The organism is Janthinobacterium sp. GW823-FHT03B06 (assembly GCF_058796955.1).
Genome location: NZ_JBXAJE010000001.1, coordinates 62,039 through 76,172, shown reverse-complemented (window position 1 = coordinate 76,172; position 14,134 = coordinate 62,039). Strand labels below are relative to the sequence as shown.

The window sequence follows — 14,134 nt, the reverse complement described above, 5'->3', positions numbered from 1 at the left end:
AATCTGTCCTCTTACGGACAGCTCCATTTATAACAGGATTGCAGGTGGCAACACGACGCTGCGCTTAGATGCCTGCTTTCACATGTTGTGCAGCGGATGCGAGTCCGCTACAGTTCACGCGGCCCGCACATTGCTGAGCGGGCCGCGCAAATTCTGCCTGGGGTTTGACGCCGCGCCAATGCTGGCACGCGCTGTGTCCACCCACAGTAAAACGCTATTGTAACTTACTTCTTCTTCTTAGGCGAAAGAACCATGATCATTTGGCGGCCTTCCATCTTCGGGAACTGCTCGACCTGGCCGTACGGCTCCAGATCGGCTTTCAGACGTTCCAGCATGCGGAAGCCAATATCCTGGTGCGCCATCTCACGACCGCGGAAACGCAAGGTGATCTTGGTTTTATCGCCATCTTCAAGGAACTTGATGAGATTACGCAACTTGATATTGTAGTCACCATCATCAGTCCCCGGACGGAATTTGACTTCCTTCACGAGGATGATCTTTTGCTTCAATTTGGCTTCGTGAGCTTTCTTTTGCTCCGAATACTTAAATTTGCCGTAGTCCATCAAACGGCACACCGGTGGCTGCGCGGTAGGCGCAATTTCCACCAGGTCGACGTTTGCCTCTTCCGCCAGGCGGAAGGCTTCAGCCAAACTTACGATACCGAGTGGCTCGTTATCGACCCCGCTTAAACGCATTTCAGGGGCAGTGATTTCGCCATTGATGCGATGTGACTTGTCAGTAGCTATTGTAATTTCCTTTAAAAATCTTGTAAGACGGTCGTGCAGCGAGTTTCCTCGTCAGGCCTTGGTGTCGACTTCATGTTTGAGTCGCTCAATCAGGGCATCGACGGACATGACGCCCAGATCGACATTGCCCCGCGCCCGCACGGCCACTGTATTCGCATCCCGCTCTTTGTCGCCAATTACTAAGATGTAAGGCAATTTTTGTACGGAATGTTCACGTATTTTATAGGTAATCTTCTCGTTACGCAAATCAGCCTGTACGCGCAGCCCCGCTTTGCGCAGTTTTGTTGTTACTTCTTGTACATAATCAGCTTGGGCGTCGGAAATATTCAACACTGACACTTGCACCGGCGACAGCCACAACGGCATGGCACCCGCATAGTGTTCGATCAGGATGCCGATGAAACGTTCCAGCGAACCCACGATCGCGCGGTGCAACATGATCGGCACCTGGCGCGTGTTGTCCACGGCCACGTATTCGGCACCCAGGCGGCCCGGCATCGACGGGTCGATCTGCACGGTGCCCACTTGCCATGCGCGGCCCAGACTATCCTTCAGGTGGTATTCGATCTTCGGACCATAGAACGCGCCCTCGCCCGGCAATTCCGTCCACTCCACGCCGCAGGCGCGCAAGGCCGAACGCAGGGATTCCTCGGCGAAATCCCACGACTCTTCCGTGCCGATGCGGTTATCGGGACGCAAGGCCAGTTTCACGTCGATATTCGTGAAGCCGAATGCCGTGTACACATCCATCGCCTGCTGGTGGAACGCCGTCACTTCGCCGGCGATCTGCTCTTCCAGGCAGAAGATGTGGCCGTCATCCTGCGTAAAACCGCGCACGCGCATCATGCCGTGCAAGGCGCCCGACGGTTCGTTGCGGTGGCATTGACCGAATTCGCCGTAGCGCAATGGCAAGTCGCGGTAGCTGCGCATGCCATTGTTGAAAATCTGGATATGGCCAGGGCAATTCATCGGCTTCAGCGCATAGGCGCGGTTTTCCGATTCCGTGATGAACATGTTTTCACGGTAATTATCCCAGTGACCGGTCTTTTCCCACAGGCCACGGTCGAGGATTTGCGGCGCCTTGACTTCCTGGTAGCCGTTGACCTGGTACACATTGCGCATGTATTGCTCGACCTGCTGCCAGATCGACCAGCCTTTCGGGTGCCAGAAGATCAGACCCGGCGCCTCTTCCTGGAAATGGAAGAAATCGAGCTGCTTGCCCAGCTTGCGGTGGTCGCGCTTTTCCGCCTCTTCCAGGTTGTGCAGATACAGTTCCTGGTCTTCCTTCTTGGCCCAGGCCGTGCCATAGATACGCTGCAGCATCTCGTTTTTCGAGTCGCCGCGCCAGTAGGCACCGGCCAGCTTCATCAGCTTGAACACTTTCAGCTTGCCCGTCGACGGCACGTGGGGACCGCGGCACAAGTCCGTGAACTTGCCTTCGGAATACAGCGACACTTCCTGGTCGGCCGGGATCGACCCGATCAGTTCAGCCTTGTACGCTTCACCGATGCCCTTGAAGTAGTCGATGGCTTCGTCGCGCGCGACAACCTTGCGCGTGACTTGCTCATCCTTCTTGGCCAGTTCCGCCATTTTCTTTTCGATCGCGACCAGATCTTCCGGCGTGAACGGACGCTTGTAGGCGAAGTCATAGTAAAAGCCGTTGTCGATCACGGGACCGATGGTCACTTGCGCGTCCGGGAACAATTCCTTGACGGCATACGCCAGCAAGTGGGCCGTCGAGTGGCGGATCACTTCCAGGCCATCGGCGTCCTTGTCCGTGACAATCGCCAATTCCGCGTCTTGCTCGATCAGATAGGAGGTATCGACCAGCTTGCCGTCGACCTTGCCCGCCAGGGCAGCCTTGGCCAGGCCGGTACCAATATTGGCCGCAACCTGGGCCACGGTGACCGGACCGTCAAATTGACGGGCGGAACCATCGGGAAGTCGGATTGTAAGCATATTGATCTCCATATCGGCGCTGGCGCCAGGTAAAACTGCAATGAATGGTGTGGACTGAAAAACTGAAAGGAAAACGCAGACGCAAAAAAACGCGGACTAGCCGCGTTTTTCACTTTTTTGAGACAAAGGAAACCCGTTCGACTAGCGTCACTCCCAAAGCTTGGTAGTAGTTCGCGGTGTCATAACCGGCTTTACCTTTCTCTCTAACTGCATTCTGGTGGGCGGTGAGGAATTCGAATCCCCGACCCCTTGGATGTCGACCAAGTATTCTAACCAGCTGAACTAACCGCCCGTAAAACTTTTGTTGATCATTGTATTTCAAATGACCGCTTGCGGCTTGCGCCAGCTTAAAACTCTTTAAAACCACTTACTGCCAAATTCTGGTGGGCGGTGAGGAATTCGAATCCCCGACCCCTTGGATGTCGACCAAGTATTCTAACCAGCTGAACTAACCGCCCCGAAGACCAGCATTATAGAGAGGCTTTCCCAGAATGACAAGGGCTGTTTTACAGGAAACTTTAATCTGTTTTTCATCCGCTTCCCGGGCGTCAGCCTCCTTTATATAGAGTCGGCCCGGCATGCCCGGAATGCCGCTAGAATCGCGGCATGAACTCCACCCTATTCGCCTGGCTGAAAACCCTGAGCCGCATCTGCGGTTTTGAAACGGCCGACTCCTTCCCGCCCAATCATCCCTATGCGCGCACGCGCTGGGAAGCCGCGTACTTCGATATCGCCTCCGACGTGAAGCCCGACGAGATCGAACGGCGCATCTGCGCAGCCATCGCCAACACGCCGAGCGTCTTCGCCTACATCAGCAATCCCACGCCGCGCATGCAGCGCGCGCTGCTGAACGTGATCCACGACCGGCTGCGGCGCCAGCCCGGCGCGGGCGCCACGGACCTGGTCTTGTTACTGATCAATGCCTACGCCAGCCCCCACATCACGGAAGCCGTGCCCGGGCTGCGCACCTTGATCTACAACACGGAACACGAAGACACGAATCTGCGCGTGCATGCGATCCTGGAATTGCTGGTCGGCACGCCACGGGGGCTGGACGTGATCGACATGTAATCGTCATGCATGATTGGCGGGAACGTAGCGCGCCCGCAAGCGCATGAATGGCGTTTCCACAACTCTATACAAAAGCCAGCCCGTCAAGATGCTGACGGCGGCACTGAGCAGTATCGCCGGCGCGCCGTCCGGCCCATAACCGAGATCCTGCAACACCGGCCGCAGCAGGATGCACAGCTGCTTGTGCAACAGATAAATCGCATACGACCACAGGGCCAGGCTGGCCGCGCCCGGCACGCGCAGTTTATATAGCGTACTGCCGGGACTGAGCGCGGCGACCAGCAATAAAGTAAAACTGGCGGCCAGGGCCGGATAGCCGAACACGGTCACCGTATAGCCATAGTGATCGGTGAGAAACACGTAAAACATCAGCGCCGTGCCCGCGATTCCCGCCAGCAAGGTACGGTTGCCGTGCGATGTCAGGCGTGCCCAGGCGGTCGGGTGGTAATTCTTCAGCAGCGCCAGCGCCACGCCCGCCACCAGTTCGTCGAAGCGGCACCACGACGCGTAATAAATATACTTGTAGTAGCCAAGCCCGCCGCGCGGCAGGTGCACATATTCATCCCACAGATAGGCGCGCACCAGCATGCCGACGATCAAGCTGGCGGCCACGGCCAGCCACGCCCACAGCAGCGACTTGCGGCAGGCGGCGATCAACAACGCCACGGCCGGCAGCAGCACGTAGAACTGCTCTTCCACGCACAGCGACCACGCATGGGAAAACGCCGTGCCCGGCGTCAGATTGATGTTTTGCGTAAACGTCAGGAATTTCCACAGGGGCAGCAGCGCGCTGTCGCCGCGAAACGCGGGCCACACATAATACAAAGCCAGCACGACATAGAAATTGGGCAAGGTACGCAGGAAGCGCCGCGCATAGAACCGCGACAAGGAAAAGCCGTGCTCGCTGCGCAGGGCCGCAAAGATCTGGTTGCCGATCAGATAGCCGCTGAGGGCAAAGAACAGGTCCACGCCCACCCAGCCGATTTCGCCCCAGAAACCGAACGCCCCGCCCTCGCTGACGAACAGCAGATAGTGGTTCATGAAGACGAGCACGATGGCCAGCGCGCGCAAGGTATCGAGGCCATACAGGCGGGAAGGATGGGACGTACTGGACATGGAATCGGCAAGGGAAAACAACGGTGGCGCCGATCATGCCACGGCGCACCTTGCCATGGCCAACTTTTTGCAGGCGTGCACGGCGAATCCCGCTAAAATATGCCGACCCCGCTTTCCCTTCCCGCAACAGCATAGGATATGTCCAGCATGAGCAGCGCACTCCACTTCAAATCCATCAACTACACGGGCCAGGGCAGCGGCCCGCGCCTGATCGTCACCGGCGCCGTGCACGGCAATGAAACCTGCGGCACCAAGGGCATCCACCGCGTGATGGCTGAACTCGACAGCGGCGCCCTCTCGATTCTGGCCGGCAGCGTCACCTTCGTGCCCATCACCAACCCGCTGGCCTACGCCAAGGGCGTGCGCAGCGGCGACCGCAACCTGAACCGCAATCTGTTTCCGAACGACAATCCGCAGGATTTCGAGGACCGCATCGCCAACTGGCTGTGCCCTTTGCTGGGCCAGCACGACGTGCTGCTCGACTTGCACTCGTTCAATGCCGACAGCCAGCCCTTCGTCATGGTGGGGCCGCGCAACAACGATGGCCCGCTGCAACCGTTTCAACATGAAGACAAGGAACGCGCGCTGGCGCGCCGCCTGGGCGTGCGCCGCTTCGTCGATGGCTGGCTGCAAACGTATGGCGCAGGCGTGCAGCGCCGCCTGGGCAGCAGCGACCAGGTAGGCATGGTATTGCGCTATGGCGTGGGCACGACCGAATACATGCGCTCGACGGGCGGCTACGCCCTGACCCTGGAATGCGGCCAGCACGCGGACCCGGCCGCGCCGGACGTGGCCTACCGCGCCATCATGAACACCTTGGCCTTCCTCGGCTTTATCGATGCACCGCAGCCGGAGCCGATCGCCGACGCCGACATGGAAGCGCTGAACATGGTCGTCGTGCACGACAAGCTGCATGCAAGCGACCGCTTCATCAAGACCTGGTCCAGCTTTGACAAGGTCAAACAGGGCGAGCAGATCGGCGTGCGCGCGGACGGCACGCCCGTGACGGCCGAATTCGACGCCTACATCCTCTTCCCGGACGTCAACGCGCAAGCCAATGCCGAGTGGTATTACCTGGCGCGGGTGGCCAGCAGCTTCTGATCAATGCCCCACTGATTTGGAGAAAAGATTAATCACCAGCACGCCGGCAATGATCAGCCCCAGGCCGATCAGGGCCGGCGTATCGAGGCTTTGCTTGAACCAGAACCAGCCCACGGCGGAAATGAGCACGATGCCCACGCCCGACCAGATCGCATACACGATGCCGGTAGGAATGACTTTCAAGGTCAGCGACAAGCACCAGAAGGCGATGCTGTAGCCGACCACGGTGATGACACTGGGCCACAAACGGCTGAAGCCCTCGGATGCCTTCAGGGCGCTGGTGGCGATGACTTCGGCGATGATGGCGATGGCCAGGTAGAAATACGTCATGGTGAGACTCATGCTGGCATCCTTTATTGCGGGCTGAGCAATTTCAAGCCCAGGATGCCGGAGACGATCAGGGCGATGCAGGCGATGCGCGCGGCGCTGGCCGGTTCGCCCAGCACCATGATGCCGAAGATGGCCGTGCCCACGGTGCCGATGCCCGTCCAGATGGCGTAGGCCGTGCCCAGAGGCAAGGTGCGCAAGGCCAGGCCCAGCATCACCACGCTGCCCAGCATGGACACCGCCGTCAAGACGGAGGGCACGAGACGGGTAAAACCGGCGCTATATTTGAGGCCGATGGCCCAGCCGATTTCCAGCAAGCCCGCCAATACCAGAATGATCCACGCCATCTATTTCTCCCGAGGCGGCAGGGTCGTCCCCGCCATGCAGCCCCCACATCGAGCGGGGTCGTCCCCACAGGAGCAAAAGGAAAAGTATACCATCGGGTGAAAACTCTTGCCGCCAGAACATTTTTTCTGCTGCTATTGCCAAAAGATATGCTGATGGCAGCATAATTGGGCATCCACTCACTCCCGGGAACAATGATGCTACTGCTGGCCCAAATCCTTACCGCCCTCATCCTGCTGCTGCACGTCTATATCGTGCTGCTGGAAACCGTGCTGTTCGATGCGCGCGGGCGCAAGGTGTTTGGCTTGTCCAAGGAAAAGGCGGAGATCGTGCGCCCCGCCATGTCGAACCAGGGCTGCTACAACGGCTTTCTTGTCGCCGCGCTGGCGCTGGGCTTTTTTCACCCGGACGCGGCCATCGCCCATGCATTCACCGTCTTCGGCCTGACCTGCATCGCCGTGGCCGGCGTGTGGGGCGCGGCCACCGTCATGACGCGCATTCTCTATCTGCAAACGGTGCCTGCCGTCATCGCCCTGCTGCTGTTCCACTTCGCCTGATACCTGCCGGGGCGGCCGACCGGCCGGCGCTGGCACCCGCCCCTGCCTGATAAATCCACCGGCCAGCACATTTTTTATTTATATCGTAAAATTCCGATATTGAAATTCATAAAAGACGATACATATATCGCTTGAAGACGAACATCGACCAGGAGAAACAGCATGGACATCGACGCCATTCACAAGGCGCTGGCCAATCCCGTACGGCGGCAGATTTTGCAGTGGCTGAAGGAGCCGGAGCAGTATTTTTGCGAACAGGACCATCCGCTCGACTTTGGCGTCTGCGCCGGCCTGATCGACCGGCGGCTGGGGTTGTCGCAATCGACGGTCTCGGCGCACTTGGCCACCCTGCAAAAGGCCGGTTTAATTTCCGCCAGAAAAGTTGGCCAATGGAGCTTTTTCAAGCGCAATGAAGCCACCATCCAGGCCTTTCTGGACCACATGCAGCAAGGTTTGTAACAGCACCCCCCATCCATATCGCCGTTCGCGGCATTCTCGACAGGAAAGATAGCAACCATGGCAACTTTATTCGACCCCATCACCATAGGCAGCCTGCAACTGAAAAATCGCATCATCATGGCGCCGCTGACGCGTTCGCGCGCCGGTAATCCGGGCCGCGTGCCCAACGCCCTGATGGCCGAGTACTACACGCAGCGCGCCTCGGCCGGCATGATCATCTCGGAAGCAACGGCCGTCACGCCGCAGGGCGTGGGCTATGCCGACACGCCCGGCATCTGGTCCGACGAGCAGGTGGAAGGCTGGAAACACATCACCAAGGCCGTACATGACGCGGGCGGCCTGATCGTGCTGCAACTGTGGCATGTGGGCCGCATTTCCGCCCCCGTCTTCCTCGATGGCGACCTGCCCGTGGCGCCCAGCGCCGTCAAGCCGGCCGGCCATGTCAGCCTGGTGCGCCCGAAACAGGAATACGTCACGCCGCGCGCGCTCGATGCGGAAGAAATTCCCGGCATCGTGGCAGCCTACCGCCTGGGCGCCGAAAATGCGAAAAAAGCGGGCTTCGACGGCGTGGAAATCCATGGCGCCAATGGTTATCTGCTCGACCAGTTCCTGCAAGACAGCACCAACTTGCGCACCGATAACTACGGCGGCTCGATTGAAAACCGCGCCCGTTTAATGCTGGAAGTGACGGACGCGTGCATCGAAGTATGGGGCGCCGACAGGGTCGGCATGCACCTGGCGCCGCGCCGCGATGCGCACGACATGGGCGATTCGAACCCGCGCGCCACCTTCGGCTATGTGGCGCGCGAGCTGGGCAAACGGGGCATCGCCTTCATCTGCGCCCGCGAAGCGCTCGGTGCAGACCGCCTGGGCCCGTACCTGAAGCAGGAATTTGGCGGCGTGTACATTGCCAACGAGAAAATGGACAAGGCGGCGGCCGAAGCCTTGCTGGCCAAGGGCGAAGCCGATGCCGTGGCCTTTGGCCTGTGGTTCATCGCCAACCCCGACCTGCCCATCCGCCTGCGCAGCGACGCGCCGCTCAACCCGCTGAACCCGGACACCCTGTACGCGCCGGACGCGACCGGCTATACGGACTACCCGGCACTGGCGGCACACGCCTGAACAGCGCCCTGAGCACGAGCGGCTCTGCGCCGCTCATTCCCCCACGCGGCGGGCGCAACGACACCAACGCAGTTCGCTGCGCAATGATCGTGGCGGCCGCCGTTTTTGCCTGTCTTTCAGCGCCATCGGCGCCGTGCCGGCCGGGCCGGGCGGCGCGCCTGCACGCTACTGAAGACGCGGCGTATCACTTCGGCCGGTACCGCATGCTCGCGCAAATAGGCCGTCGCCACCGTCCGGCCCAGGGCGTGATGAAACGCCACGCCACGCTCGACGAGCTCGGCCATCACTTTGTCCGTTCGGACATTATTTCCGTGTACATCATCGACACTGTTTTTCATGCCATGGCTCCCTATCGGGTGAATCAACCCTGTATCAAGTTTTGACCACATACCGTGCATTTAGTGCCCGGCACAGGAAGCAAGCATGGTTAAAATGGCAGTACAAACGGCGCCGACACCGCATGGATAGCGGCCTCGGCTGCTTGTCGCCACCGCCAGCCCCGTATAAAATGCCTGCGCAGAATTTTTGCTTCAAGGAAAATGGCCACCAGCGCCATCCCATTAAAACAGTGTCACTGAAGGGTATCGATGGACGATTTATTTGTACAAGCGGGCGACTTGCCGACCTGGCACCAGCGCTGCGCGCTGCGCGTGCTGCACCTGTTCGGCTGGCGCCTGCGCTTCCGCCCCTTGCCGGGGCCGCGCGGCATCGCCGTCGTCTACCCGCACACGTCCAACTGGGATTTCATGGTGGGCCTGTTCGGCAAATGGGCGCTGTCCTTGCCGTTCCGCTGGCTGGCCAAGGATTCCTTGTTCCGCGGCCCCATGGGCAAGGTGCTGCGCTACCTGGGCGGCGAACCCGTCGACCGCAGCACCACCAGCGGCACGATTCAGCGCCAGGCCGAACGCATGCTGGCCGCCGACTGGTACTGGCTGGCCATCACGCCGGAAGCGACGCGCAGCTACCGTCCGAACTGGAAAAGCGGCTTCTATCACCTGGCCGTCGCCGCCAAGGTGCCGCTGTTGCTGGTCTACATCGACTACCCGAACAAGGTGCTGGGCGTCGTCGACCATTTATACTTGACGGGCGACAAGGAGGCCGACATGGCGGCGATTGCCGCCGTGTATGCGGGCCACCAGGGCTTGCATCCTGAAATGGCGGCGCCCATCGTGCTGTCCGACAAGCGCCCCGGCGCTTAAGCCGCTCAAGCAACCCCCATCAGCACCACGCCGGCGGCCGTCAAGGCCACGCCGGCCACACGCAGCACGCGCTCGGCCAGCACCTGGCCGACGACACGTCCCGCACACAGCAGCATGGCCGAGGCCAGCATGAAGCCGCACGCGGCCGAGGCGGCCGGCAATTCCTGGCCATGCGCATTGCCATGCGCGAGCGCAAATACGCCCACCAGCCCCATGCCGAGCCAGTTCGGCAAGGCCAGCGCCAGCGCGATGGCCAGTCCCACCAGCGCCACCGTGGCGGCGATGCCCGTTTCCAGCCCGGGCACCGTCAAGCCTGCCATGCCGGCAAGCGCGCCGAGCAGCATCATGCCGAGAAACGTGGCGGGCTGCCCCCAGCCACGGCGCTGCTGGCCGCCCCAGAGACCCACGCCCAGCATGGCCAGCAAATGGTCGATGCCCGTGAACGGATGGGCGAAGCCGGCCAGAAAGCCCACGCTGTCGCCGTGACCGGGATGGGCCATGGCGGGCAAGGCCAGCAGGCACAGTGCCGCCACGGCGGCTGTTTTCTTCATCAGTCTTGCGCTCATTGCAGCTCCTTGCCTGGTTGATCGAGCAGACCTTGCTCGCGGATAAAATCGATAACGACCTGCACGCCGTCGCCGCTGCGCAGGTTGGTAAACACGAACGGGCGCTCGCCGCGCATGCGCCTGGCATCCTGCGCCATCACGTCGAGGTTGGCGCCCACATACGGCGCCAGGTCCGTCTTGTTGATGATCAGCAAATCGGAGCGCGTGATGCCGGGCCCGCCCTTGCGCGGGATTTTTTCGCCGCCGGCCACGTCGATCACGTAGATCGTCAGGTCCGACAGTTCCGGGCTGAAGGTGGCGGCCAGATTGTCGCCGCCCGATTCGACCAGGATCAAATCAAGATGCGGAAAATCTGCCTGCATGCGCGCGATGGCTTCCAGGTTGATAGACGCGTCCTCGCGGATCGCCGTGTGCGGACAGCCGCCCGTCTCCACGCCCATCAGGCGTTCGGCCGGCAAGGCGTCGGCACGCAGCAGGATTTCCATGTCTTCCTTGGTGTAGATATCGTTCGTGATGACGGCCATGTCGTAGCGCTCGCGCATGCCCTTGCACAGCATTTCGCACAGGGCCGTCTTGCCCGAGCCGACGGGGCCGCCTATGCCCACGCGCAAGGGATTGGAGGTAATCGATGTCATGTTTGCTCTCTCATTGAATAGTTCAGGAACGGTACAAGCGGCTGTACTGCACTTCGTGCCGCATCGACAGCAGCGACAGGCCTGGCGCCCAGTTGCCCATCTCGTCGTCTGGCAAGGTTTGCGCCGCGAGGGCCGCCGCTTCCAGGTCCGGCCGCAGCGACAGCAGCAAGCGCTGGCCCGCCACCTGCCCCAGCGGCACGGATTTCACGCAGACGAGCACCTGGTTTTCCGCCCAGGCGAACAGCATGGCCAGCAGCGCCTCTTCGCGCGGAATGGCCAGCGCCGCCACGGCGCAGGCATACGCGGTGGGTAAAGCCACTTCCGGTTCGCCCTGCAGCATGTCGATCAAGACGCCATCGGCCACGCCCAGCTCGGCCAGCAGCTTGGTCAAGGAATAGCCCATCTGGATGGTTTCGGCGCGAAATTCCGCCGTATCGCGCGAAGCGATGAAGCGCTCGCTCCAGCGCTGCACGGCGCGCAGATCCTGCGCTGCAAACGCCTGCATCAAGCGCCAGCACAGGGGCGCCTCCCAGCGCGCCACCACCTGCGCCAAGTGTTGCGCGATCCATGCGCGCGCCGTGGCCGCGTCGTGCACCAGGCTTGACTCGAGCGCCGCTTCCAGCCCCTGCGAATAGCTATAAGCGCCGATGGGCAAAGCCGGGCTGGCGAACTGCAGCAGATGCAGCAGGGCCGACGCCTGCATCACGCAGTGTCACCGGGGCGGTGGATTTTCTGCCGCAGCGGCACGGGCGCCAGCAAGTGCTGGCCGTGGCCGTCGTGGTGGCCATGGCCGCCGCCATATGCGCCCGCTTCCGGTTCGAACGGCGCGCTTTCTTCCGTCACGGTCGCCCGCAAGCCTTCGAGCATCTCCTTGAGCACCACGTCCTTGCGGATGCGCAAAAATCCGTCGCCCACCTGCGCCTGCGTGTGGCGGTTCCCCAGATGGAAAGCGCAGCGCAGCAGGGTATGGGCATCCGCGCAGCGCACCAGATAGGTCGGTTCGCGCGCGGCGACGATCTGCACCACCTGCCCGCCCGGCCCCGTCATGCGCTCGCCGTCGCGCAGCACCGTGCCGCGCACGGTGAACACGGCCACATCCTCGCCATCCGACAGCACGGCGCGCAGCCGGCATTTTTCGCGCTGGTCGTAGGGCAGCACGAGTTGGGCAACGGCGGCGCGAGGATCGTCAGCCGCCAGTTTGGTATGCAAAGTCAGCATGATGTCTCTCGCTTAAAATAGAAAATAGCGCTGCGCCATGGGCAGCACGGCCGCCGCCTCGCACACGAGCAGCTGGCCGTCGGCGCGCACGGCGTAGGTTTCCGGGTCCACTTCCATGTGCGGCGTGGCGCCGTTGTGGATCATGTCGTGCTTGCGCAAGCCGCGCATGTTTTTCACGGCGATGACGGATTTATTCAGTTTGAGCTGGTGCCCGATATCGAGGTCGTAGGCCGCCTGCGAGACAAAGGTGAACGACTTTTTCAGGCCGCCGCCGAAGGCGCCGAACATCATGCGGTAATGCACGGGCTGCGGCGTGGGAATCGAGGCGTTCGGGTCGCCCATCTGCGCGGCGGCGATCATGCCGCCTTTTAAAATCATCGACGGCTTGACGCCGAAAAACGCGGGTTTCCACAGGACGATGTCGGCGATCTTGCCCGCCTCGATGGAACCGACCACGTGCGATATCCCGTGCGTGATGGCCGGGTTGATCGTGTACTTGGCGATGTAGCGCCTGGCGCGGAAATTGTCGCTGCGCGCCGTGTCGGGCGCCAGGGCGCCCCGCTGCACCTTCATCTTGTGCGCCGTCTGCCACGTGCGCATGATCACTTCGCCGACGCGGCCCATCGCTTGCGAATCGGACGACATCATCGAGATGGCGCCGATATCGTGCAAGATATCTTCGGCGGCGATGGTTTCGCGGCGGATGCGCGACTCGGCAAAGGCCACGTCTTCGGCAATGGCCGGGTCCAGGTGGTGGCATACCATCAGCATGTCCAGGTGCTCGTCGAGCGTGTTGACGGTGAAGGGGCGCGTGGGATTGGTCGACGACGGCAACACGTTGGACTGGCCCACGGCGGCGATGATGTCGGGCGCATGGCCGCCGCCCGCCCCTTCCGTGTGAAACGTGTGGATGGTGCGGTCCTTGAAGGCGGCCAGGGTGTGCTCGAGAAATCCGCCCTCGTTGAGGGTGTCGCTGTGCAGCGCCACCTGGATATCCATGCGGTCCGCGACGGACAGGCAATTGTCGATGGCGGCCGGCGTGCTGCCCCAGTCCTCGTGCAGTTTCAGGCCGATGGCGCCCGCGCGCACCTGTTCTTCCAGGGGCAGCGGCAAGCTGACGTTACCTTTGCCCATGAAGCCCAGGTTCATCGGAAAGGCGTCGGCGGCCGTCAGCATGGCGTGCAAGTGCCACGGTCCCGGCGTGCACGTGGTGGCGGCCGTGCCCACGGCCGGCCCCGTGCCGCCGCCCAGCATGGTGGTCACGCCGCTCATCAGCGCTTCCTCGATCTGCTGCGGGCAGATGAAGTGGATGTGCGTGTCGACGCCGCCGGCCGTGACGATCATGCCTTCGCCAGCGATGATTTCCGTGGCGCCGCCGATGGCCAGGGTGACGCCGGGCTGGATGTCCGGGTTGCCCGCCTTGCCGATGCCGAAAATCAGACCGTTTTTCAGGCCGATGTCGGCCTTCACGATGCCCCAGTGGTCGAGGATGACGGCATTCGTGATGACGGTGTCCATCACCTCGGCCGCGCAGCGCTGCGACTGGCCCATGCCGTCGCGGATCACCTTGCCGCCGCCGAATTTCACTTCTTCGCCGTAGATCGCGTAGTCATGCTCGATCTCGATGAACAGTTCCGTGTCGGCCAGGCGGATGCGGTCGCCCTTGGTGGGGCCGAACATCTCGGCATACGCGCCGCGGGGAATGCTGGCCAT

17 protein-coding genes and 2 tRNA genes are annotated in these 14,134 nt (G+C 61.5%); 7 read left to right on the top strand and 12 right to left on the bottom strand.

Going from position 1 to position 14,134, the window contains the following annotated elements:
* Positions 1-224: 224 nt before the first annotated feature.
* From infC to AC1RBA_RS00370, 4 genes are all read right to left on the bottom strand, one after another.
* On the bottom strand, positions 225-785 hold the full coding sequence (gene infC / locus AC1RBA_RS00385) for a translation initiation factor IF-3 (protein WP_205711303.1): 561 nt from the start codon (positions 783-785) through the stop codon (positions 225-227).
* 12 nt (positions 786-797) lie between these two features.
* Positions 798-2,705 carry a threonine--tRNA ligase gene (gene thrS / locus AC1RBA_RS00380; RefSeq protein WP_071326353.1) on the bottom strand — a complete coding sequence of 636 codons (1,908 nt, stop codon included), beginning with the start codon at positions 2,703-2,705 and terminating at the stop codon, positions 798-800.
* 215 nt (positions 2,706-2,920) lie between these two features.
* Positions 2,921-2,997, bottom strand: a tRNA-Val gene (locus AC1RBA_RS00375).
* An 89-nt stretch (positions 2,998-3,086) separates the two neighbouring features.
* A tRNA-Val gene (locus AC1RBA_RS00370) sits at positions 3,087-3,163 on the bottom strand.
* Positions 3,164-3,311: 148 nt separating this feature from the next.
* On the opposite strand from AC1RBA_RS00370, the gene AC1RBA_RS00365 reads away from it, so the two are divergent.
* The gene (locus tag AC1RBA_RS00365) at positions 3,312-3,776 is read left to right on the top strand and encodes a hypothetical protein (protein ID WP_409028374.1); all 465 of its coding nucleotides are present in this window, start codon (positions 3,312-3,314) and stop codon (positions 3,774-3,776) included.
* A gap of 3 nt (positions 3,777-3,779) precedes the next feature.
* Here the strand turns inward: AC1RBA_RS00365 and AC1RBA_RS00360 are convergent, their stop codons facing one another.
* Complete coding sequence (locus tag AC1RBA_RS00360; protein WP_492415977.1) at positions 3,780-4,892, bottom strand: acyltransferase family protein; 1,113 nt, start codon at positions 4,890-4,892, stop codon at positions 3,780-3,782.
* Between the two features lie 138 nt (positions 4,893-5,030).
* Between AC1RBA_RS00360 and AC1RBA_RS00355 the strand changes: the two genes are divergently transcribed.
* A complete protein-coding gene (locus AC1RBA_RS00355; protein ID WP_492415975.1) occupies positions 5,031-5,993 on the top strand; it encodes a M14 family metallopeptidase in 963 nt (320 codons plus the stop codon).
* Here AC1RBA_RS00355 and AC1RBA_RS00350 read toward each other — a convergent pair whose 3' ends face one another.
* Positions 5,994-6,323 carry an SMR family transporter gene (locus AC1RBA_RS00350; RefSeq protein WP_070217979.1) on the bottom strand — a complete coding sequence of 110 codons (330 nt, stop codon included), beginning with the start codon at positions 6,321-6,323 and terminating at the stop codon, positions 5,994-5,996. It lies immediately after the preceding gene.
* 23 nt (positions 6,324-6,346) lie between these two features.
* Positions 6,347-6,667 (bottom strand): quaternary ammonium compound efflux SMR transporter SugE, encoded by a 321-nt coding sequence (gene sugE / locus AC1RBA_RS00345; protein ID WP_070217981.1) that lies wholly within the window; start codon positions 6,665-6,667, stop codon positions 6,347-6,349.
* A 192-nt stretch (positions 6,668-6,859) separates the two neighbouring features.
* Between sugE and AC1RBA_RS00340 the strand changes: the two genes are divergently transcribed.
* The 5 genes from AC1RBA_RS00340 (at position 6,860) to AC1RBA_RS00320 (ending at position 10,002) form a co-directional block, all read left to right on the top strand.
* Complete coding sequence (locus tag AC1RBA_RS00340; protein ID WP_070289319.1) at positions 6,860-7,222, top strand: DUF1304 domain-containing protein; 363 nt, start codon at positions 6,860-6,862, stop codon at positions 7,220-7,222.
* A 162-nt stretch (positions 7,223-7,384) separates the two neighbouring features.
* Positions 7,385-7,681, top strand: coding sequence for an ArsR/SmtB family transcription factor (locus tag AC1RBA_RS00335; RefSeq protein WP_070217983.1), 297 nt, complete (start codon positions 7,385-7,387; stop codon positions 7,679-7,681).
* Between the two features lie 57 nt (positions 7,682-7,738).
* Positions 7,739-8,803: an alkene reductase gene (locus AC1RBA_RS00330; RefSeq protein ID WP_492415974.1), complete on the top strand. Its 1,065-nt coding sequence runs from the start codon at positions 7,739-7,741 to the stop codon at positions 8,801-8,803.
* Positions 8,804-8,886: 83 nt separating this feature from the next.
* Positions 8,887-9,186 carry a hypothetical protein gene (locus AC1RBA_RS00325; protein ID WP_492415973.1) on the top strand — a complete coding sequence of 100 codons (300 nt, stop codon included), beginning with the start codon at positions 8,887-8,889 and terminating at the stop codon, positions 9,184-9,186.
* Positions 9,187-9,390: 204 nt separating this feature from the next.
* Entirely contained in the window at positions 9,391-10,002 is a 612-nt protein-coding gene (locus AC1RBA_RS00320) for a 1-acyl-sn-glycerol-3-phosphate acyltransferase (protein ID WP_070313465.1), read from the top strand.
* A 5-nt stretch (positions 10,003-10,007) separates the two neighbouring features.
* Here the strand turns inward: AC1RBA_RS00320 and AC1RBA_RS00315 are convergent, their stop codons facing one another.
* From AC1RBA_RS00315 to ureC, 5 genes are read right to left on the bottom strand one after another with little or no spacing between them, the layout of a single operon-like run.
* Complete coding sequence (locus tag AC1RBA_RS00315) at positions 10,008-10,568, bottom strand: HupE/UreJ family protein (protein ID WP_492415972.1); 561 nt, start codon at positions 10,566-10,568, stop codon at positions 10,008-10,010.
* Entirely contained in the window at positions 10,565-11,203 is a 639-nt protein-coding gene (ureG, locus tag AC1RBA_RS00310; protein ID WP_100873508.1) for an urease accessory protein UreG, read from the bottom strand. The genes AC1RBA_RS00315 and ureG overlap by 4 nt, the downstream gene beginning before the upstream one ends.
* 22 nt (positions 11,204-11,225) lie before the next feature.
* Positions 11,226-11,906, bottom strand: a complete 681-nt coding sequence (locus tag AC1RBA_RS00305) for an urease accessory protein UreF (RefSeq protein ID WP_492417152.1) — start codon at positions 11,904-11,906, stop codon at positions 11,226-11,228.
* Positions 11,906-12,421: an urease accessory protein UreE gene (gene ureE / locus AC1RBA_RS00300; RefSeq protein WP_230504708.1), complete on the bottom strand. Its 516-nt coding sequence runs from the start codon at positions 12,419-12,421 to the stop codon at positions 11,906-11,908. Before ureE ends, AC1RBA_RS00305 begins: the two co-directional genes overlap by 1 nt.
* A gap of 12 nt (positions 12,422-12,433) precedes the next feature.
* Positions 12,434-14,134 carry an urease subunit alpha gene (gene ureC, locus AC1RBA_RS00295; protein WP_492415970.1) on the bottom strand — a complete coding sequence of 567 codons (1,701 nt, stop codon included), beginning with the start codon at positions 14,132-14,134 and terminating at the stop codon, positions 12,434-12,436.

Coding starts and splice junctions, on each gene's coding strand:
- ureE (WP_230504708.1), bottom strand. CDS start 12,421: ATGCTGACTTTGCATACCAAACTGGCGGCTGACGATCCTCGCGCCGCC.
- AC1RBA_RS00335 (WP_070217983.1), top strand. CDS start 7,385: ATGGACATCGACGCCATTCACAAGGCGCTGGCCAATCCCGTACGGCGG.
- AC1RBA_RS00340 (WP_070289319.1), top strand. CDS start 6,860: ATGATGCTACTGCTGGCCCAAATCCTTACCGCCCTCATCCTGCTGCTG.
- AC1RBA_RS00320 (WP_070313465.1), top strand. CDS start 9,391: ATGGACGATTTATTTGTACAAGCGGGCGACTTGCCGACCTGGCACCAG.
- AC1RBA_RS00360 (WP_492415977.1), bottom strand. CDS start 4,892: ATGTCCAGTACGTCCCATCCTTCCCGCCTGTATGGCCTCGATACCTTG.
- AC1RBA_RS00325 (WP_492415973.1), top strand. CDS start 8,887: ATGATCGTGGCGGCCGCCGTTTTTGCCTGTCTTTCAGCGCCATCGGCG.
- AC1RBA_RS00350 (WP_070217979.1), bottom strand. CDS start 6,323: ATGACGTATTTCTACCTGGCCATCGCCATCATCGCCGAAGTCATCGCC.
- AC1RBA_RS00355 (WP_492415975.1), top strand. CDS start 5,031: ATGTCCAGCATGAGCAGCGCACTCCACTTCAAATCCATCAACTACACG.
- AC1RBA_RS00305 (WP_492417152.1), bottom strand. CDS start 11,906: ATGCAGGCGTCGGCCCTGCTGCATCTGCTGCAGTTCGCCAGCCCGGCT.
- AC1RBA_RS00365 (WP_409028374.1), top strand. CDS start 3,312: ATGAACTCCACCCTATTCGCCTGGCTGAAAACCCTGAGCCGCATCTGC.
- AC1RBA_RS00315 (WP_492415972.1), bottom strand. CDS start 10,568: ATGAGCGCAAGACTGATGAAGAAAACAGCCGCCGTGGCGGCACTGTGC.
- ureG (WP_100873508.1), bottom strand. CDS start 11,203: ATGACATCGATTACCTCCAATCCCTTGCGCGTGGGCATAGGCGGCCCC.
- AC1RBA_RS00330 (WP_492415974.1), top strand. CDS start 7,739: ATGGCAACTTTATTCGACCCCATCACCATAGGCAGCCTGCAACTGAAA.
- thrS (WP_071326353.1), bottom strand. CDS start 2,705: ATGCTTACAATCCGACTTCCCGATGGTTCCGCCCGTCAATTTGACGGT.
- ureC (WP_492415970.1), bottom strand. CDS start 14,134: ATGGCCAGCATTCCCCGCGGCGCGTATGCCGAGATGTTCGGCCCCACC.
- sugE (WP_070217981.1), bottom strand. CDS start 6,667: ATGGCGTGGATCATTCTGGTATTGGCGGGCTTGCTGGAAATCGGCTGG.